Source organism: Salinispora cortesiana (assembly GCF_000484695.1).
GTDB classification, from domain to species: domain Bacteria; phylum Actinomycetota; class Actinomycetes; order Mycobacteriales; family Micromonosporaceae; genus Micromonospora; species Micromonospora cortesiana.
Genome location: NZ_AXVR01000005.1, coordinates 44,356 through 62,295, shown reverse-complemented (window position 1 = coordinate 62,295; position 17,940 = coordinate 44,356). Strand labels below are relative to the sequence as shown.

The following is a 17,940-nucleotide window of genomic DNA, read 5'->3' as shown; positions in this document are numbered from 1 at the left end:
CTCTGACAGGGTCTACGGACAACGCATCGCTCCGGTTCGCCGGGGCCGTGGAGAGGAGTAGCCGGTGAGCCCGACCGCACGCGCCTTCTGGCTGGCCACGCCCGGCCGAGGCGAGCTCCGCTCGGTGCTGGTGCCCACCCCGAACGCCGGCGAAGTGCTCGTCCGGACCCGCTACTCCGGCGTGAGCCGCGGCACCGAGACGCTGGTGTTCACCGGCGCTGTCCCGAGCGGACAGTATCCGGCGATGCGCGCCCCGTTCCAGGAGGGTGACTTCCCGGCCCCGATCAAGTATGGCTACCTGAGCGTGGGCGTGGTCGAACAGGGTCCGACCGAACTGCACGGGCGGACCGTCTTCTGCCTGTACCCGCACCAGACGGCGTACGTGGTCCCGGCCGAGGCTGTGGTGGTGGTGCCCGAGCAGGTGCCGGCGGCCCGGGCGGTGCTCGCCGGCACGGTGGAGACCGCGGTGAACGCGCTCTGGGACGAGCCACCCCTGGTCGGCGACCGGGTCACTGTGGTCGGTGCCGGGATGGTCGGTGCGGCCGTCGCGGCCCTGCTGGCCCGGATTCCCGGCGTACGGGTGCAGCTTGTCGATGTGGACCCGACCCGGGCCGCGCTCGCCGGGGCGCTCGGCGTCGGGTTCGCCGCACCGGCCGACGCGGCGGCCGGACGGGACCTGGTGGTGCACGCCAGCGCGACCGCCGCCGGCCTGCGTCGCTGCCTGGAGCTGGTGGCACCGGAGGGCACGGTGCTGGAGCTGAGCTGGTACGGCGACCGCGAGGTGGCGCTGCCACTCGGCGCGCAGTTCCACACCGGTCGGCTCACCCTGCGCAGCAGCCAGGTGGGACGGGTCGCCCTGGCCCGGCGGAGCCGGCGTAGCCACACCGACCGGCTCCGCCTGGCGCTGGATCTCCTCACCGACCCGGTCTTCGACGCCCTGCTGACCGGGGAGTCCCGATTCGCGGACCTGCCCGACGTGCTGCCCCGACTCGCCGACCGGCGGTTGCCGGCCCTCTGCCACCTCATCACCTACGACGGAGAGTGACACTGTGTTCAGCGTGACCGTCCGGGACCACATGATGATTGCCCACAGCTTTCAGGGCGCGGTGTTCGGTCCCGCCCAGCGACTACACGGGGCGACGTTCGTGGTGGACGCGACCTTCCGCCGCAGTGAACTGGACGCTGACGGGGTTGTGGTTGACATAGGTCGGGCGACTGCGCAGCTGCGCGCGGTCCTCGCCGAGCTGACCTACCGCAACCTGGACGACGAGCCGGAGTTCGCCGGGGTGAACACCACCACCGAGGTCCTGGCCCGCACTGTCGCCGACCGCCTCGCGGCTCGGGTTCACGCCGGGGAGCTGGGCGCGGGCGTCGCTGGCCTGACCGGCATCAGCGTCACCCTGCACGAGTCGCACGTCGCCTGGGCCAGCTACGAACGGTCGTTGTGACCCGCGCCCTGCACGCGGTGCTACCGGGCAACGTGGACGATCCGGCCAACCCGAGTGGCGGCAACCGGTACGACCGGCGGGTCCTTGACGGGCTGGCGGCCGCCGGCTGGTCAGTCCACGAGTACCCGGTGCCCGGAGCCTGGCCGTACCCGGCGAGCGCGGACCGCTCCGTCCTCGCCGGGGTGCTCGACACACTGCCGTCCGGGTCGCTCGTCCTGCTCGACGGGCTCGTCGCCAGCACGGTGCCGGAGCTCCTGGCCCCGCACGCCGGGCGGCTGCGCCTGGCCGTGCTGGTGCACCTGCCGCTGGACAGCGTGGCAGAGCGGGTGGCCCTGCGGCACGCCACAGTGATCGTGGCGACCAGTACCTGGACCCGCCGGTGGCTGCTCGATCGGTACCAGCTGCCCGCCGAGCGGGTGTACGTCGCGGCGCCCGGGGTCGACCGGGCCGCCGCCGGGTCCGGCTCGGCAGCAGGCGAGCGGCTGCTCTGCGTCGCCGCCCTCACCCCGCACAAGGGACACGACACGCTGGTGGACGCCCTCGCTCTCGTCGGGGAGCTGACCTGGCGCTGTGACTGCCTCGGGTCGCTCACCCATGAGCCGGGCTTCGTCAAACGGCTCCGGGAACGGATCGACGAGCTGGGCCTCACCCGGCGGGTGCATCTCGCCGGACCCCGGACCGGATCCGCCCTGGCCACCGGGTACGCCACCGCCGACCTGCTGGTGCTGGCCTCCCGGGTCGAGACGTACGGGATGGTGGTGACGGAGGCGCTGGCGCGGGGCGTACCGGTGCTGGCTACCACCGCCGGTGGGTTGCCCGACACCCTCGGCCGCGCGCCGGACGGGACGGTGCCCGGCATGCTGGTGCCCCCAGACGACCCGACCGCCCTCGCCGGGGCGCTCCGCCGCTGGCTCACCGACCCGGCCTTGCGGGACCGGCTGCGCCGCGCCGCGCGGGCCCGCCGGGAGACTCTCACCTGCTGGAGCACCACCACCCGGTCGCTCGCGGCAGCGCTGGAAGGAGCAAGATGACAGAGCAGGACTGTGACCTCGAGCTGGGCCTGCCGGCGGCCTTCGCGGACTGGCTCACCCGGCGGGAACCGGCCGACGCCGCCGCTCGCGTTGTCGACCTCGCCGATCGGGTCCGGTCCCGGCTCGCCGGCACCCGCCCGGTCGTCGTCCACGACCTGGGCAGCGGCACCGGCGCGATGGGCCGGTGGCTCGCCCCCCGCCTACCCGGGCCGCAACACTGGGTTCTGCACGACGCGGACGCCGGCCTGCTGGCCCGGGCCGCCGCCCACCCACCACCGGCTGCCGCCGATGGGAGCCCGGTCACCGTCGAGACCCGTCGCGATGACCTGACCCGGCTCACCGCCAACGAGCTGGCCGAGGCTGACCTGATCACCGCCTCCGCGCTGCTGGACATGCTCACCGCCGAGGAGGTCGCACGGGTAGCGGCGGCCTGCCTCGGCCGGCCGGCCCTCTTCACACTCTCGGTGGTCGGTCAGGTCCGGCTCGACCCCACGGACCCGCTCGACGCGGAGGTCGCCGCGGCGTTCGACGACCACCAGCGCCGCACTGTTCGGGGACGGCGCCTGCTCGGTCCGGACGCCGTGGCCGGCACCGCCGCGGCCTTTGCCAACCAGGGCGCTACGGTCACGCTGCGGTCCAGCCCGTGGCGGCTCGGCCCCGCCGACGTGGACCTGTTGGGGGAGTGGTTTACCGGCTGGACCGACGCAGCCCGAGAGCAGCGGCCCCAGCTGGCCGGTCCGCTGACCGGGTACGTGCGTCGCCGCCAGGCCGACCTCGTGGCCGGCCGGCTGTCCGTGCTGGTGGACCACCGGGACCTGTTGGCCCTGCCGGCGACGAACCCGTGACCGCGGTGGAGCGGGCCTACCCACGGATAGACCGCGAGGGCGGGTCGGATGGCGAGGGCGATGCCCTGCTACCGCCGGCCAGCGGCCGGCTCTGGGCATGGGCCCGGACACTGGGTGGTCTCGGTCTGCTGGCGCTGCTGCTGTGGCTGGTAGGCACCGGCCCGATCCTTGCCGGGCTGCGTCTGATCACCGTTCCGGCGTTGGCCGCGGCGCTGGCGATCGGTGGGGTCACCACGGTCTGCGGCGCGTGGCGCTGGAGCCTGGTGGCCCGGGGACTCGGGGTCCGGCTGCCGCTGCGCACCGCCGTCGCCCACTGCTACCGGGCGGTCTTTCTCAACGCGACCCTGCCCGGCGGGATCCTGGGCGACGTGCACCGGGCGGTTCGCCACGGGCGGGCCACGGGGGACCTCGGCCGGGGTGTCCGGGCCGTCCTCTGGGAGCGGACCGCCGGCCAGCTGGTCCTCGCGGTGGTCGCGGTGGTGGTACTGGCCGCGTTCCCGTCCCCGGTCCGGCCGTACCTGCCGGTGGTGACCGCTACGCTGGCCGGGATCGGCCTCGGCGCAGCGCTGCTGGCGTGGGTACGTCCCGCCGGTCAGTCCCGGTGGGCGCGGGTGGTCCGCGTGGCCATCGCCGACATCCGCGCCGGCCTACTGGCTCGCCGCACCTGGCTCGGGGTGCTGCTCGCCTCGACCCTGGCCGTGGTGGGGCACCTGGCGACCTTTGTGCTCGCCGCCCGAACCGCCGGCTCCACGGCGCCGCTGTCACTGCTGTTGCCGTTGACCCTGCTGGCTCTGCTCGCCATGGGGATTCCGGCGAACATCGCTGGCTTCGGGCCCCGCGAGGGGGCGGCCGCGTGGGCTTTCGGCGCAGCCGGCCTCTCCGCCGCGGAGGGCGTCGCTACCGCCATCGTCTATGGAGCCTTGGTGCTCGTCGCCAGTCTTCCCGGGGCCGCCGTCCTGGCGGCCCGTCGTGTCCCCGTGCCGGCTGGCACCGTCTGACGAGGAGTCCGATGCATCCCATTGCCACGATCCGCACCGAGGTCAGCGTCCCGCTACGATTTCCAGACGGGTATGCCACCACCGCCCGGGTCTACTCCTTCGCTGGATTGGTTGACGGCCGCGAGCACCTGGCTTTCGGGCTCGGCGACCGGGCTGACCCAGCTGTTGTGCCGGCGGAGCGCTCGGTGCCGCTGGTGCGGCCGCACAGCGAGTGCCTCACCGGGGACGTGTTCGGCAGCCAGCGCTGCGACTGCGGCCCGCAGCTGCGCGAGGCGGTCGAACGGATCGCCGAGCGCGGTGGCTACCTGCTCTATCTGCGCCAGGAGGGCCGGGACATCGGCCTGTTCGCGAAGTTGGCGGCGTACGCGTTGCAGGACACCGGGTTGGACACGTACGAGGCGAATATCGCCCTCGGCCACCAGGCGGACGAGCGGGACTACACCGTCGCCGTACAGATGCTCGCCGCCCTCGGCGTGGACCGGGTCGCACTGCTCAGCAACAACCCGGACAAGAGCGCACAGCTGAACCGACACGGCATCGCCATCAGCGAACGGGTGACCACCGGAGTCTTCCTCTCCCCGGCCAACGCCGACTATCTGGCGGTCAAGGCGACTCGCGGCGAGCACGCCCTCGACCTGCCCTTCGTTCGTGACTGAGCGCCCGTACGTCCTGCTTAGCTGTGCCACGTCGTTGGACGGCTACATCGACGATGCGACCAGTCAGCGGCTGGTGCTCTCCAACGACGCCGATCTGGAGCGGATCGACGGGGTGCGGGCTGGCTGCGACGCGATCCTGGTTGGTGCGGGCACCATCCGGCGAGACGATCCACGGCTGCTGGTGCGGTCCGCGGCGCGACGTGCCGAGCGGGTTGCCCGTGGCCTGGCTGCCTCGCCCGCCCGGGTGACCGTCACCGGCTGCGGCGACCTTGACCCACGGGCTCGGGTGTTCACCACCGGTGCGACCGTACGGTTGATCTACTGTGCCTCCTCGGGGGTGGTCAAGGTCCGGGAACGCCTCGGCGACCTCGCCACCGTGGTTGACGCCGGGGAGCCGGTTGACCTGGTGTCGGTGCTTGCCGACCTAGCCGCACGGGGGATTGGTCGGTTGCTGGTGGAGGGGGGCGCGAGCATGCACACCCAGTTCCTCGCCAGCGGGCTCGCCGACGAGCTGCATCTGGTGATCGCCCCGTTCTTCGTCGGGGACGGCCGGGCACCTCGCTTCGTCCGGGACGGCTCCTTTCCGTGGCATGCCAATCACCGGGCCCAGATCGCCGAGGTACGACAGATCGGCGATGTCGCGTTGGTCCGCTACGCCCTCTCCGACCGTTGTCCTGGCTGATGGCAGTATCTGGTGTGGATGCTCACACGCCGCGATCCCCGCTGTAGCCCGCGGCGGGGCGCGGGCGGCGGGGCGCGATGACACCCATCGTCATGGCCTGGGCCTTCCCGCTACCGGCGGCCAGTCAGCGGCCGGCGGCGGCGCGGTCCAGGAACATCAGTCGGGCCTGCTTGTCCGGCAGGTCGACCAGCGGCCCGTCGACGAAGCCGGTACGGCGCAGTCGGGCCTGTGCCCGCTCGTTGCGGGCATCCGGCTCGGCGACGATCCGGTGGTGGGTGGGGTCGGCGAAGACGAAGTCGACCAGGATCCCGAAGAGGTGGCCGGTGAAGCCCGGCTCGGGGCGGGTCGGCGGGCCGATCAGAAAATGTATGCCATGGTCGCCGGGCTGGACCGGGTACACCTCACCGACTGGATCGGCGTCCGGCTGGTACGTCTGGAACAACGCCGCCGGAGCCCCGTCGCGTAGCGCCAGCCAGGCATGGTGAGTGGGAAGTGAGTCCAGGTAGCGGTAGATCTCCGCCACCCGATCCCGACCGGCGTCGCGCATCCCCCAGTACCGGGCCCGCTCCTGGCTGACCCAGCCGTGGATCAGGTCCAGGTCGCCCTCCGGATCCACCGGCCGCAGCTGCACCTCGCCGAAGCCCGGGACTACCCGCCCGAAGACCACCCGGTCACCCATTTCGCTCCTCAGTCAGCTTGTCCCAGTCGGTGACTACCGGCAGCAGTTCCCCGCGTTGCCAGGCGGTCAGCTGGTCGTCGTCGTGCGCCGAGCCAGGCACGCCATCCGCGCCGAGGGGCACCACCCAGCGGCTGTTCTCGCGCCGCGCGAGGTCCCAGGCGTACCGGGCGGCCGGCCCGCGCCCGCACCGGTCGGTCACCCCGGGCACGCTGGAGGTGGAGAGCACGCAGTCGTGCTCCCCGTCGAGTTCCGGTCCGGCAGCCGCCCCCGCGGAGCCTGGCCCCAGTTTGTCCGCGCCAACACTGACCGGCACCGCCCGCCAGGGTGCAAGCCGGTGCCGGGCACCCCACCGGGCTGCCTCACCGCCGACGGCGGGGTCGAGGTCGCTGCCCGCGACCTCCAGCAGCGCGGCCCGGACCAGGGCCGGCGCGTCCAGTCCGGGTAGCGCGTCGGGAGCGAGCAGCGCGGCCAGCGCCGTCCCCACCCGAGGGGCCAGCGCCAACCAGGGCGCGAAGACCTCCGGGTACGCCGGTGGGTCGGTCAGCGCCGCCAGCGCCGGGTGGGCGGTGATCCGCCGGACCAGGGCGGCCCGGACGGCGGCGAAGGCGCCCGCGTCGGTGCTCTCGGCGGCCATCCGTCGATCCCAGCGCAGCAGCCGGTCGCGCAGCGCGGCGGCCGGCGTCGGCAGCTCCGCCAGGCCCGCCAGGAGGGTGAGCAGCGGCCCAGCGGCGGCCGTGTACGTGTCGGTGTGCACGTCGGTCATTCGCTCCGCCGTCCAACCGGCGGTCGCGTCGAGCAGCTCGCGGATGCGCCGGGCCCGGTGCGGGGGTGCGAACTCGACCCCCAGCGGAGCGGAGACAGCCCGCTCATTGGCCATCACGGCGACCTCGTTGACGGTTGCCCGCGGCATCGAGCACCAGCCAGACCAGGCGTACCGGGGCTCCCACGCCGGCACGACCCGTACGCCGTTGGCCGGGGGGCGGGCCGGCACCGCACCGGCGACCCGGTGCAGTAGTCCACCGGTGGTGTCGGCGGCGAGCACCACGTTGACCGGCTCCACCCAGTGCTCCACGGCGGCGTCAACGTCGGCGACGGTGCGTGCCCGCAGTAGCGCCGGCAACGCGGCGAAGCCCAGCTCGCCGGTGACCCGGGGTGGGTAGCGGAGGCTGATCGCCTCGGCCGACTCCGGGCCGCCGACCACCACCGGCCCCCGGTCGGTCTCCACCACCTCCACCTCGACCGGCTCGCCGCCGGCCACCGCGATCGTCTCTGCGTGGGTGCGCGTCGGCTCCCAACCATCCGGCCCGTACGCCTCCACGCCGCTACCCCGTCGACGTAGCCGCTCGGCGTACAGGTCCTGGTAGTCGGCCATCGCGTTGGTGATCGCCCAGGCGACCTCGCCGGTGTGCCCGAAGTGGGCGATGCCGGGAACCCCCGGTACCGCCAGGCCGACCACGTCGTACGCCGGGCAGGCGAGGCGGACCTGCTGGTAGATGCCCGGGTCCTCGATGTACCGGTGTGGGTCGCCGGCGATGAGGGCGGCGCCGGTGGCAGTACGTCCGCCGGCCAGCAGCCAGCCGTTACTGCCGGAGCTGATCGGCGCGTCGGCCTGGAAGAGCGCGACGGCGTCCGGGCCGAGTCGCCGGGTGACGTGCTCGCGCCAGAGCTTGCTGGGGAAGCCGGCGAAGAGGACGTGGTGGGCCAGCCAGATCGCCAGCGGGGTCCACGGCTCCCACCGACCGGCGTCGAGCCCAGCGGTGGCGAAGCGCGGGTCGCGGGCCGCCCCCGCCGCCAGACCGGCGTTGATTCCGGCCACGTACCGGCCCACCCAGGAGGCGGTCGCCGGGTCGAGGCGAGCATGGCAGCGCCGGGCAGTGTCGGCGAGGCGGGCCTGGCGGGCGAGTCGGTCCCACGGCACCGCCTCGGGGCCGAGGAACGCGGCGCTCGCCCCCAGCGATCGGTGCCGCTCCACCTCGATCTGCCAGGCCCGGTCGTACGCGGTGACCCGGCCCTGGGCGTATGCCAGCTCGTCGGGGCCGGCGGCCCGCAGGTGCGGGACACCCCACTGGTCTCGGAAGAGTCTCACGCCGTGACTCCGATCGCGGTCCGGCGCCGGGCCGCCGGCACCACCAGCGGGGTGCCGGTCTCCGGATCGTCGATGACCCGGCAGGTGAGGCCGAAGACCTCTTCGACGAGCGCGGCGGTAACCACCGTCTGGGGTGGGCCCGTCGCCACCACCTGCCCGTCGCGCATCGCGATCAGGTGGGTCGCGTAGCGGGCGGCCTGGTTCAGGTCGTGGAGTACGGCGACCAGCGTACGGCCCTCCTCCTCGTGTAGCCGGGCGCAGAGGTCGAGGATCTCGATCTGGTGGGCGATATCCAGATAGGTGGTGGGTTCGTCGAGCAGCAGCAGCGGGGTCTGCTGGGCGAGGGCCATGGCGAGCCAGACCCGTTGTCGTTGCCCGCCGGAGAGTTCGGCTACTGGACGGTCGGCGAGGTCGGTGACGCCGGTGGCCGCCATCGACTCGGCGACCACTGCCTCGTCCTCGCGGGACCACTGCCGTAGTAGCCCCTGGTGTGGGTATCGGCCCCGGGAGACGAGTTCGGCCACCCCGATGCCGTCCGGGGCGATCGAGGACTGGGGCAGCAGGCCAAGGGTCTTCGCGATCTCCCGGGCGGGACGTCGGTGGATGTCCGCCCCATCCAGCAGGACCGCGCCGGCGCTCGGCCGAAGCAGCCGGGACAGGGCGCGCAGCAGGGTGGACTTGCCGCACGCGTTCGGGCCGATGACGACGGTGAACGACTGGTCCGGAACATCGACGGTCAACTCGCGGGAGATGGTCCGCCGTTCGTACGCCAGGGTCATCGCGCTACCGCGTAGCCGGGACCGCATTTTCGGTGCTCCGTTCTCCGTCGTTGTCACAGTCGACCCGCCCGGCGCTCAGCCGCCAGTAGCCAGATCAGGTATCCGCCGCCGATCAAGCCGGTCACCACGCCTACCGGCAGTTGGTGGCCGGGGATGGCGCGCTGAGCGATCTGGTCGGCAATGACCAGTAGTAATGCCCCGAGCAGCGCCGAGGGCAGCAGGTTGGGACCGGGTGCGCGGGTGAGTCGTCGGGCCAGGTGCGGCGCGGTGAGCGCCACGAAGTTGACCGGGCCGGCAGCCGCCGAGGCGAGGGAGACCAGCAGCACGGCCGCGCCGAGCAGGGCCAGCCGCAGGCGCTCGACCGGCACGCCGAGGGCGTTGGCGGAGTCATCGCCCATCTCCATCAGCCGCAGGGCGGGTCCGGCGCCGGCCAGCACCGCCGGCCCGAGTAGGGCGAGGGCGATCAGGACCGGCAGGGCGTGTATCCAGCCCCGGCCGTCGAGGCTGCCGGTGAGCCAGAGTACGGCCCGGGCGGCGTCCATCAGTGGGGCGCGGGTGAGCAGCCATCCATTGATTCCGGTAAGGATCGCGGCGACCCCGATGCCGGCCAGTACGAGTCGGTAGCCGTGCACTCCGCGTCGCCAGGCGATCATGTAGACCAGGAGGCCGGTGGCGAGTCCGCTGGCGGCGGCGGCGCCGGAGAGCATCGTGCTGGTGCCGCCGACGACGATCACCACCAGCGCGCCGGTCGCTGCGCCCTGGGTGAAGCCGAGCAGGTCGGGACTGCCGAGGGGGTTGCGGACCAGGGTCTGGAAGACGGCGCCGGCCAGAGCCAGGGCGGCGCCGACCGCGATGGCGGTGGCCAGCCGGGGAAGCCGCAGCTCGTGGACGATGAACTCCTCGGCCGGGGTGCCGTCACCGGCCAGGGTGCGGAGCACGTCGGCGGCGCTCAGCGGGTAGTCGCCGCTACCCAGTGCCAGCACACCCACGGCCAGGGTGAGTAGCGCGCAGGTCAGGCCGACGGTGAGGGCGCGCGGGTGCAGGCGCAGCGAGACACCGCCAGGAGTGCGCAGGACAATCATGGCTGCCCCACCCGCCCGCGGAGTACCAGCCAGAGGAAGAGCGGCCCACCCAGCACGGCGGTGACCATGCCGACCTGGAGTTCGCCGGGGCGGCTGAGGATCCGGCCGAGCACGTCGGCGCCGAGCAGGAGCACGGGTGCGAGTACGGCGCAGTAGGGCAGCAGCCACCGTAGGTCCGGCCCGGTCAGCGCGCGTACCAGGTGCGGGACCAGTAGCCCGACGAAGACGATCGGTCCACAGGCGGCGGTGGCGGCACCACAGAGCAGGGTGACCGCCGCGATGACCGCCGCCCGGATCAGCGCCGGCCGTGCGCCGAGCGCCCGTGCGGTGTCGTCGCCGAGGGCGAGGGCGTTCAGTGGGCGGGCCACGGCGAGAGCGAGCAGCAGCCCCGCCGCGATGAACGGCGCCACTGTGCCGACGATGGCCAGTTCGGCGCTGGCCAGGGAGCCCACGGTCCAGAACCGCAGTCGTTCCAGTGAGGCGGCGTCGAGCAGCATGATCGCGCTCACGTATGAGTAGAGGGTGGCGTTGAGCGCGGCGCCGGCGAGGGCCAGCCGCGCGGGGGTGGCGCCGCGCCCGCCGCCCACGACGTAGCCGGCGGCGGTGACGGCGGCAGCGCCGATCAGCGCGAACCAGACCTGTCCGTCCAGCCCCGCGACACCGACGAGGGCCGTGCCGGTGGCTACCGCCGCGGAGGCGCCGGCGTTGATGCCGAGTAGCCCGGGGTCGGCGAGCGGGTTGCGGGTGAGTGCCTGCATGACCGCCCCGGCAACCCCGAGGGCGGCCCCGGCGAGCAGGCCGAGCAGCGTGCGGGGCAGGCGCATCTGGTGGACCACGGTGTATTCGTCCGCGTCGGGGTCGAGTAGTCCGGGCCAGATGTCGGCGAGGGGGAGGGCTTTTGCCCCGACGGCGATGCTGAGCACCGCGACGACGGCGAGCAGAAGAACGGCGGCGGCGAGGCCGCTGACGCGGGTGGCGGTGCGACCGCGTCGGACGGGGTGCGCCGACACCGTTTGCGCAGCGGACGGCGGTGAATGAGTGACGGACAGGGTGAGCTCCGAGTTGGTGCGAATCGCCGGGGCGGGACTTGACAGCATCTTAGGTTAGGTTAGCCTAACCCCGCTGTCCATGGTCGCCCGCGACCCCGACCGAAAGATCTAACATGTCGCACCCCGCTTCCGCCCGTCGACTTTCCCGTCGTGGCCTGCTCGCCGCCGCCGGCGGTGTCAGCCTGGCCGCCCTCCTCGCCAGCTGCGGCAGCGAGGACACCGACAACCCCTCCGCCGACGCTAAATCCGGCCCCTGGTCCTTCACCGACGACCGAGGCGAGAAGCTCTCCGCCGACGCGTCTCCGACCCGCGTCGTCGCCTTCACCGGAGTGGCCGCGGCGCTGGTCGACTTCGGCCTCAACGAGCAGGTCGTCGGCGTGTTCGGCGAGACCACCCGCGCCGATGGCAGCAAGGACCCGCAGGCCGGGGAGCTGAACGTGGAGAGCGTGGAGATCCTGGGCAACACCTGGGGCGAGTTCAATCTGGAGAAGTACGTCGGCCTGCGGCCCGAACTGCTGGTCACCCACATGTACGACCCCGATGCGCTCTGGTACGTGCCGGACGAGAGCAAAGACAAGATTGTCCCCCTCGCCCCGGTCGCGGCGATCACCACCGCCCGGGTGCCGATGACCCAGCCCATCGAACGATACGCGCAGCTCGCCGAGTCCCTCGGCGCGGACCTGTCCGCGCCGGCGGTCGCCAAGGCGAAGGCCCGCTTCGAAGCCGCGGCGGAGTCGGTCCGTGAAGCCGTCAAGGCCAACCCGGGTATCAAGGTGATGGCCTGCTCCGGCAGTCCCGACCTGTTCTACGTCTCCAACCCGCAGGTGAGCACCGACTTGATGTACTTCGCCGAGCTCGGCGTCGACCTCGTAGTGCCCACCAAACTGGAGGCGGGCGACTACTTCGAGGCACTCAGCTGGGAAAACGCCGGCAAGTTCCCGGCCGACCTGCTTCTGCTCGACAACCGTGGCACCGCGCTGCAGGCCGACGACCTCGCCGCCAAGCCGACCTGGGCGAAGCTACCGGCCGTGGCGGCCAACCAGGTCACCGCCTGGGACTCCGTGCCCCGCTTCTCGTACGCCGGTGCCGCTCCGCTGCTGGAGAACCTGGCCACCGCGATCAAGGGTGCAAAGAAGGTCAGCTGACCATCGCGTCCCGGCCGGCGACGCCGTCGGCCGGGACCCGCCCGAACCACTCACCGCAACCGCCGTCCGCGTACGGCGGACGATGGCGGCTGCCCGCATTCGGGCGCCACGAACATGAGGATCGCGCATGAACCCGTCCGCAGACCCCGCTGACGCCGTACCGCTCGACCAAGGGCCCACCTCGGTCCGACCCGACGCGGAGTCCGCGTCCCCGGGCGCTGCCGAGGCAGCCCAGGCGTACCTGCTCGGCAACGGTTCGGTCGACCACTACCGACAGGCGCTCGCCGACGGGGTGGAGCGGGTCGCCAGTCGGGTCGCAACGGTCGACCGACCCTTCACCGGGGTCGCCCCGGACGAGCTGGCCCCGCTCGTCGGCGGCGTCGAGCTCGACCGGCCGCTCGGCGACCACGCCACCGCCCTGGACGAGTTGGACGAGCTGTGGCTGCGCGACGCGGTCTGGTTCCACCACCCCCGTTCCCTGGCCCACCTCAACTGTCCGGTGGCAATCCCCGCGTTGCTCGGCGAGGCGATGCTCACCGCGGTCAACCCGTCGCTGGACACCTGGGACCAGAGCGCTGGCGCCACCTTCATCGAGCGCCGGTTGATCGAGTGGACGGCTGCCCGGATCGGCCTCGGAGCGACTGCCGACGGGATCTTCACCAGCGGTGGAACCCAGTCCAACCTGCACGCCCTGCTGCTGGCCCGGGAGGAGGCCGTCGCGCACGCCGCCGATGCCGACGCCCGGGCCGCGCTCCTGCCCCGGCTGCGCATCCTCACCTCCGCCGCCGGGCACTTCAGCGTCCAGAAGGCCGCGAAGCTACTCGGACTGGCCCCGGACGCGGTGATTACCGTCGAGACCGACGCGGCCCGGCGGATGTGCCCGCAGGCGTTGGACCGGGAGCTGGAGCGTTGTCAGCGGGCCGACCTGCCGGTGATGGCGGTGGTCGCCACCGCCGGGACCACCGACTTCGGCACCATTGACCCGCTGCCGCAGATCGTCGGGCGCTGCGCCACCGCTGGCGTCTGGCTGCACGTCGACGCCGCGTACGGCTGCGGCCTGCTGGTCTCGCCGACCCGCCGGCACCTGCTCGACGGCATCGAGCAGGCCGATTCGGTGACCGTCGACTTCCACAAGTCCTTCTTCCAGCCGGTCAGCTCAAGCGCGCTGCTGGTACGGGACCGTCAGGTGCTGCGGCACGCCACCTACCACGCCGACTACCTCAACCCGGCCCGGGCGGTCGCCGAGCGGATCCCGAACCAAGTGGACAAGAGTCTGCAGACCACCCGCCGGTTCGACGCGCTGAAGCTGTGGTTGACCCTGCGGGTGATGGGCCCGGACGCGGTCGGCGCGCTCTTCGACGAGGTCTGCCGCCGCGCCGTTGACGCCTGGGCCCTCGCCGACGCCGACCCCCGCTTCGAGGTGGTCGCCCGCTCACCGCTGAGCACCGTCGTCTTCCGTTGGTGCCCCGCCGGCACCGATGCCGAGCTGGCCGACGAGGCCAACCGGCACGCCCGGGCCCAACTCGCCGCCTCCGGTGCCGCCATGGTGGCCGGCACCATGGTAGACGGCCGGGCGCACCTCAAGTTTACCCTGCTCAATCCCGCGACCACGGGCGCGGACGTGACCCTCGTGCTGGACCTGATCGCCGAACACGCCGGTCGGTACGCGCACGACCACGCCTCCGGGCGGAGCGACCGCCCCGCCGACCTGTCCTGCTCGGTCGCCTGACCAATCATCCCCGCAACACCCCGTCTGGAGAACCACATGACCACCCGCGACTTCATCGCGATCGGACTCGGCCCGTACAACCTCGGCCTGGCCTGCCTGACCGAGCCGATCTCCGAGCTGGACGGGCTCTTCCTGGAGGCCCGCGCCGATGTCTCCTGGCACCCCGGCATGCTGCTGGAGTCCACCCGACTGCAGACGCCGTTCCTCGCCGACCTGGTGACCTTCGCCGACCCCACCTCGCCGTTCTCCTTCGTCAACTACCTGAAGGAGACCGGCCGGCTCTACCCCTTCTACATCCGGGAGAGCTTCTTCCCGCTGCGGGCGGAGTACGACGCGTACTGCCGGTGGGCGGCGGACCGGCTGTCGAACCTGCGCTTCGGGCACACCGTCACCACGGTGTCCTACGACGAGGCCAACGGCGAGTACGTGGTGCACGCGGAGACCGCCGACGGTCCGGTCACCCACCGGGCCCGGCGCCTGGTGCTCGGCACCGGCACCGCGCCGGAGCTGCCCGCCGTCTGCCAGGGGCTGGGTGGGGACGCGTTCCACAACTCCAACTACCTCGAGCACCGCGACGCACTGCGGAGCAAGCGGAGCATCACGATCGTCGGTAGTGGGCAGAGCGCCGCCGAGATCTACCACGAACTGCTCACCGACATCGACAGCTACGGCTATCAGCTCAACTGGGTGACGCGGTCGCCCCGCTTCTTCCCGCTCGAGTACACGAAGCTGACGCTGGAGATGACCTCACCGGACTACGTGGACTACTTCCACGCGCTGCCGGAGGAGACCCGCTACCAGCTGGAGCGGGAGCAGGTCGGGCTGCTGAAGGGGATCAACTCCGACCTGATCAACAGTATCTTCGACCTGTTGTACGCGCGGAGCACCGCCGGCCCGGTCCGTACCCGCCTGATCACCAACACCGAGCTGGTCAGCGCGGCCCACGACGCCGGTACGTACACGTTGGGTCTGCGCCACCACGAGCAGGGCAGGGACTTCACCCTCGACACTGAGGGCCTGGTGCTGGCCACCGGCTACCGGTTCCCGGTGCCGGCGTTCGTGGACGGGATCCGGGACCGGCTCCGCTGGGACAGCCACGGCCGGTTCGACATCGCCCGTAACTACAGCATCGACCACACTGGCCAGGAGGTCTTTCTCCAGAACGGCGGCACCCACACGCACAGCGTTACCTCACCCGACCTGGGTATGGGGCCGTACCGGAACTCGTACCTCATCCGGGAAATGCTCGGCCGAGAGTACTACCAGGTGGAGAAGAGCGTCACCTTCCAGGAGTTCGGGGCCCCGGCGGCGGTGGATTCGTGACCGTGCACACCCGCCAGGATCCGCTCCTGGGCGAGTTCACGCTGCGCGCTCTCGACCCGGACGGGGACGCCCCGCTGCTGCACCGCTGGGTCACCCATCCGAAGGCGGCCTTCTGGCTGATGCAGGACGCCGACGTGGCGCAGGTCGCCGCCGAGTACCGGCGGATCGCCGACCACCCGCACCACGACGCGTACCTCGGGTGGCACGAGGGGGCGCCGGTGTTCCTCGCCGAACGCTACGACCCGGCCCACGTGGAACTCGTGGGCCGGTACGACGCCCGCCCCGGCGACGTCGGCATGCACTTCCTCTGCGCTCCCACCGAGACACCGGTGCACGGATTCACCCATGCCGTCATCACAGCGGTGCTGGACTGGCTCTTCACCGACCCCGCCACCCAGCGGGTCGTGGTCGAGCCGGACATCCGCAACACCGCGGTCCACGCCCTGAACGCCGCCGTGGGCTTCCAGGTCGTCGGCCCGGTGGAGCTACCGACGAAGACCGCCCTACTGAGCATCTGCACCCGCGCGGCCTTCCGCGCCGCGACCCAAGGAGCGCCCGCATGATCCCCGGCGACGCCGTCACGCACCTCACCCCGGCGCGCTGGGAGCAGGCCAACCGACTGCTGGTGCGCAAGGCCCTCGCCGAGTTCGCCCACGAACGGCTACTCACCCCGGAGCCGATTCCGGCCGAGCCGGGTCGCTACCGGGTCCGCAGCGACGACGGCACGGTCGAGTATCGCTTCACCGCCCGGCTGCTCGCCCTGGACCACTGGCAGATTGACCCGGACAGCATCACCCGACACGGGGAGTCTGGGCAGTTGCCACCTGATGCCGCCGACTTCTGCCTGGAACTGCGGGGCGCACTCGGTCTCTCCGACCGGGTCCTGCCGGTCTACCTGGAGGAGATCACCGCCACCCTCGCCGGGACGGCGTACAAGCTCGCCCGAGGTGGGCCGGCGGCGGAGAAGCTGGTCGACGCCGACTTCCAGACCGTGGAATCGGCGATGACCGAGGGGCATCCCTGCTTCGTAGCCAACAACGGCCGGCTCGGGTTCAGCTCCGACGAGTACCACCGGTACGCGCCGGAGGCCGCCACGCCGGTACGGCTGATCTGGCTCGCCGCGCACCGCGACCACTCGACCTTCAGCTGCTCGGCCGAGCTGGACTACGACACCCTCATCCAGGCCGAGTTGGATGAGCAGACCCGGGCCCGGTTCGCTGCCACCCTGGCCGGACTCGGCCTGGACCTCGCCGACCATCATCTGATCCCGGTGCATCCCTGGCAGTGGCAGCACAAGCTCTCGGTCACCTTCGCCGGGGAGGTGGCCCGCCGGCACCTGGTCTACCTCGGTGCGGGGCCGGACGACTACCGGGCCCAGCAGTCCATCCGGACTTTCTTCAACCTCACCGAACCCAGCCGGCACTATGTCAAGACCGCGCTGTCGGTGCTGAACATGGGCTTCATGCGGGGCCTGTCGGCCGCCTACATGGCGGCCACTCCGGCAATCAACGACTGGCTCGCCGACCTGATCGACGGCGACGAGGTGTTCCGCAGCACCGGGCTGACCATCCTGCGTGAGCGGGCTGCCGTCGGCTACCGGCATCGGCAGTACGAGGCGGCGACGGATCGCTACTCCCCGTACCGGAAGATGCTGGCGGCGCTGTGGCGGGAGAGCCCGGTGCAGGGGTTGGCGCCGGGTCGGCGACTGGCCACCATGGCCTCGCTCTTGCACGTTGACCCGGACGGCCGGTCCCACACCGCCGCGCTGATCGCTGCCTCGGGGCTCACCCCGGCGGCCTGGCTCCGCCGCTACCTCGACGCCTACCTGGTGCCGTTGCTGCATGCCTTCTACGCGCACGACCTCGCGTTCATGCCGCACGGCGAGAACGTCATCCTGGTCCTGCACGAGGGCGTGGTTGAGCGGGTGATCTTCAAGGACATCGCCGAGGAGATCGCGGTGATGAGCGTCGACGCGCCGTTGCCCCCGGCGGTGGAGCGGATCCGGGCGGACGTACCGGAAGAGATGCGACTGTTGTCGATCTTCACCGATGTCGTTGACTGTTTCCTGCGGCACCTCAACGCCGTGCTGGTCGAGGCGGGGGTCTGTCCGGAGGAGACCTTCTGGCGGACGGTCGCCGAATCCGCAACGGGATACCTGGACCGGGTGCCGCACCTGGCCGAGCGGGCCCGGCGGTACGAGCTCTTCGCGCCCGAGTTCGCGCTCTCCTGCCTCAACCGGCTCCAGCTGCGGGACAACCAGCAGATGGTTGACCTCGCCGATCCGGCGGGGGCGTTGCAGCTCGTGGGGACGTTGGCCAACCCGCTCGCCCCGTACCGTCCCGGGACCTGAAGGGCCCGAACCCGAGGCGCCCCCTCAGGCTGAGCGAGGACGGGGCGGCGCCTCGGGC

17 protein-coding genes are annotated in these 17,940 nt (G+C 72.1%); 12 read left to right on the top strand and 5 right to left on the bottom strand.

The genetic code is table 11. The features are described from left to right. The first annotated feature begins 64 nt into the window (after nucleotides 1-64). From K228_RS0104260 to K228_RS0104230, 7 genes are read left to right on the top strand one after another with little or no spacing between them, the layout of a single operon-like run. Complete coding sequence (locus K228_RS0104260) at nucleotides 65-1,045, top strand: zinc-dependent alcohol dehydrogenase (RefSeq protein ID WP_025617299.1); 981 nt, start codon at nucleotides 65-67, stop codon at nucleotides 1,043-1,045. A gap of 4 nt (nucleotides 1,046-1,049) precedes the next feature. Continuing rightward, nucleotides 1,050-1,448: a 6-pyruvoyl trahydropterin synthase family protein gene (locus K228_RS0104255; RefSeq protein ID WP_025617298.1), complete on the top strand. Its 399-nt coding sequence runs from the start codon at nucleotides 1,050-1,052 to the stop codon at nucleotides 1,446-1,448. After that, complete coding sequence (locus K228_RS0104250; RefSeq protein ID WP_025617297.1) at nucleotides 1,445-2,479, top strand: glycosyltransferase family 4 protein; 1,035 nt, start codon at nucleotides 1,445-1,447, stop codon at nucleotides 2,477-2,479. The genes K228_RS0104255 and K228_RS0104250 overlap by 4 nt, the downstream gene beginning before the upstream one ends. Then, nucleotides 2,476-3,324, top strand: a complete 849-nt coding sequence (locus K228_RS0104245) for a methyltransferase domain-containing protein (protein WP_025617296.1) — start codon at nucleotides 2,476-2,478, stop codon at nucleotides 3,322-3,324. Before K228_RS0104250 ends, K228_RS0104245 begins: the two co-directional genes overlap by 4 nt. A gap of 26 nt (nucleotides 3,325-3,350) precedes the next feature. Continuing rightward, nucleotides 3,351-4,322, top strand: coding sequence for a lysylphosphatidylglycerol synthase transmembrane domain-containing protein (locus tag K228_RS0104240; RefSeq protein WP_050580939.1), 972 nt, complete (start codon nucleotides 3,351-3,353; stop codon nucleotides 4,320-4,322). An 11-nt stretch (nucleotides 4,323-4,333) separates the two neighbouring features. Further along, nucleotides 4,334-4,978, top strand: a complete 645-nt coding sequence (locus K228_RS0104235; RefSeq protein ID WP_025617294.1) for a GTP cyclohydrolase II — start codon at nucleotides 4,334-4,336, stop codon at nucleotides 4,976-4,978. Further along, nucleotides 4,971-5,660, top strand: coding sequence for a RibD family protein (locus K228_RS0104230; RefSeq protein ID WP_025617293.1), 690 nt, complete (start codon nucleotides 4,971-4,973; stop codon nucleotides 5,658-5,660). The genes K228_RS0104235 and K228_RS0104230 overlap by 8 nt, the downstream gene beginning before the upstream one ends. A gap of 124 nt (nucleotides 5,661-5,784) precedes the next feature. On the opposite strand, the gene K228_RS0104225 is transcribed toward K228_RS0104230, so the two are convergent. The 5 genes from K228_RS0104225 to K228_RS0104205 are packed head-to-tail and all read right to left on the bottom strand — an operon-like array spanning nucleotide 5,785 to nucleotide 11,383. Beyond that, nucleotides 5,785-6,339 carry a GNAT family N-acetyltransferase gene (locus K228_RS0104225; protein WP_025617292.1) on the bottom strand — a complete coding sequence of 185 codons (555 nt, stop codon included), beginning with the start codon at nucleotides 6,337-6,339 and terminating at the stop codon, nucleotides 5,785-5,787. After that, the gene (locus K228_RS0104220) at nucleotides 6,332-8,425 is read right to left on the bottom strand and encodes a penicillin acylase family protein (RefSeq protein ID WP_025617291.1); all 2,094 of its coding nucleotides are present in this window, start codon (nucleotides 8,423-8,425) and stop codon (nucleotides 6,332-6,334) included. The genes K228_RS0104225 and K228_RS0104220 overlap by 8 nt, the downstream gene beginning before the upstream one ends. Next, nucleotides 8,422-9,231, bottom strand: a complete 810-nt coding sequence (locus K228_RS0104215) for an ABC transporter ATP-binding protein (RefSeq protein ID WP_025617290.1) — start codon at nucleotides 9,229-9,231, stop codon at nucleotides 8,422-8,424. The genes K228_RS0104220 and K228_RS0104215 overlap by 4 nt, the downstream gene beginning before the upstream one ends. 26 nt (nucleotides 9,232-9,257) lie before the next feature. Continuing rightward, nucleotides 9,258-10,286 (bottom strand): FecCD family ABC transporter permease, encoded by a 1,029-nt coding sequence (locus K228_RS0104210; RefSeq protein ID WP_025617289.1) that lies wholly within the window; start codon nucleotides 10,284-10,286, stop codon nucleotides 9,258-9,260. Beyond that, nucleotides 10,283-11,383, bottom strand: a complete 1,101-nt coding sequence (locus K228_RS0104205) for a FecCD family ABC transporter permease (RefSeq protein WP_025617288.1) — start codon at nucleotides 11,381-11,383, stop codon at nucleotides 10,283-10,285. The genes K228_RS0104210 and K228_RS0104205 overlap by 4 nt, the downstream gene beginning before the upstream one ends. 65 nt (nucleotides 11,384-11,448) lie before the next feature. Here K228_RS0104205 and K228_RS0104200 point away from each other — a divergent pair, with 65 nt between their 5' ends. The 5 genes from K228_RS0104200 (at nucleotide 11,449) to K228_RS0104180 (ending at nucleotide 17,882) form a co-directional block, all read left to right on the top strand. Continuing rightward, nucleotides 11,449-12,480 (top strand): ABC transporter substrate-binding protein, encoded by a 1,032-nt coding sequence (locus K228_RS0104200; RefSeq protein ID WP_025617287.1) that lies wholly within the window; start codon nucleotides 11,449-11,451, stop codon nucleotides 12,478-12,480. A 127-nt stretch (nucleotides 12,481-12,607) separates the two neighbouring features. After that, entirely contained in the window at nucleotides 12,608-14,209 is a 1,602-nt protein-coding gene (locus tag K228_RS0104195) for a pyridoxal phosphate-dependent decarboxylase family protein (protein ID WP_025617286.1), read from the top strand. Between the two features lie 36 nt (nucleotides 14,210-14,245). Continuing rightward, complete coding sequence (locus K228_RS0104190; protein ID WP_025617285.1) at nucleotides 14,246-15,532, top strand: lysine N(6)-hydroxylase/L-ornithine N(5)-oxygenase family protein; 1,287 nt, start codon at nucleotides 14,246-14,248, stop codon at nucleotides 15,530-15,532. Continuing rightward, a complete protein-coding gene (locus tag K228_RS0104185) occupies nucleotides 15,529-16,095 on the top strand; it encodes a GNAT family N-acetyltransferase (protein WP_025617284.1) in 567 nt (188 codons plus the stop codon). Before K228_RS0104190 ends, K228_RS0104185 begins: the two co-directional genes overlap by 4 nt. Then, entirely contained in the window at nucleotides 16,092-17,882 is a 1,791-nt protein-coding gene (locus K228_RS0104180; protein ID WP_025617283.1) for an IucA/IucC family protein, read from the top strand. The genes K228_RS0104185 and K228_RS0104180 overlap by 4 nt, the downstream gene beginning before the upstream one ends. The last annotated feature ends 58 nt before the right edge of the window (nucleotides 17,883-17,940 follow it).

Coding starts and splice junctions, on each gene's coding strand:
- K228_RS0104245 (WP_025617296.1), top strand. CDS start 2,476: ATGACAGAGCAGGACTGTGACCTCGAGCTGGGCCTGCCGGCGGCCTTC.
- K228_RS0104235 (WP_025617294.1), top strand. CDS start 4,334: ATGCATCCCATTGCCACGATCCGCACCGAGGTCAGCGTCCCGCTACGA.
- K228_RS0104225 (WP_025617292.1), bottom strand. CDS start 6,339: ATGGGTGACCGGGTGGTCTTCGGGCGGGTAGTCCCGGGCTTCGGCGAG.
- K228_RS0104215 (WP_025617290.1), bottom strand. CDS start 9,231: ATGCGGTCCCGGCTACGCGGTAGCGCGATGACCCTGGCGTACGAACGG.
- K228_RS0104210 (WP_025617289.1), bottom strand. CDS start 10,286: ATGATTGTCCTGCGCACTCCTGGCGGTGTCTCGCTGCGCCTGCACCCG.
- K228_RS0104205 (WP_025617288.1), bottom strand. CDS start 11,383: ATGCTGTCAAGTCCCGCCCCGGCGATTCGCACCAACTCGGAGCTCACC.
- K228_RS0104200 (WP_025617287.1), top strand. CDS start 11,449: ATGTCGCACCCCGCTTCCGCCCGTCGACTTTCCCGTCGTGGCCTGCTC.
- K228_RS0104195 (WP_025617286.1), top strand. CDS start 12,608: ATGAACCCGTCCGCAGACCCCGCTGACGCCGTACCGCTCGACCAAGGG.
- K228_RS0104190 (WP_025617285.1), top strand. CDS start 14,246: ATGACCACCCGCGACTTCATCGCGATCGGACTCGGCCCGTACAACCTC.
- K228_RS0104180 (WP_025617283.1), top strand. CDS start 16,092: ATGATCCCCGGCGACGCCGTCACGCACCTCACCCCGGCGCGCTGGGAG.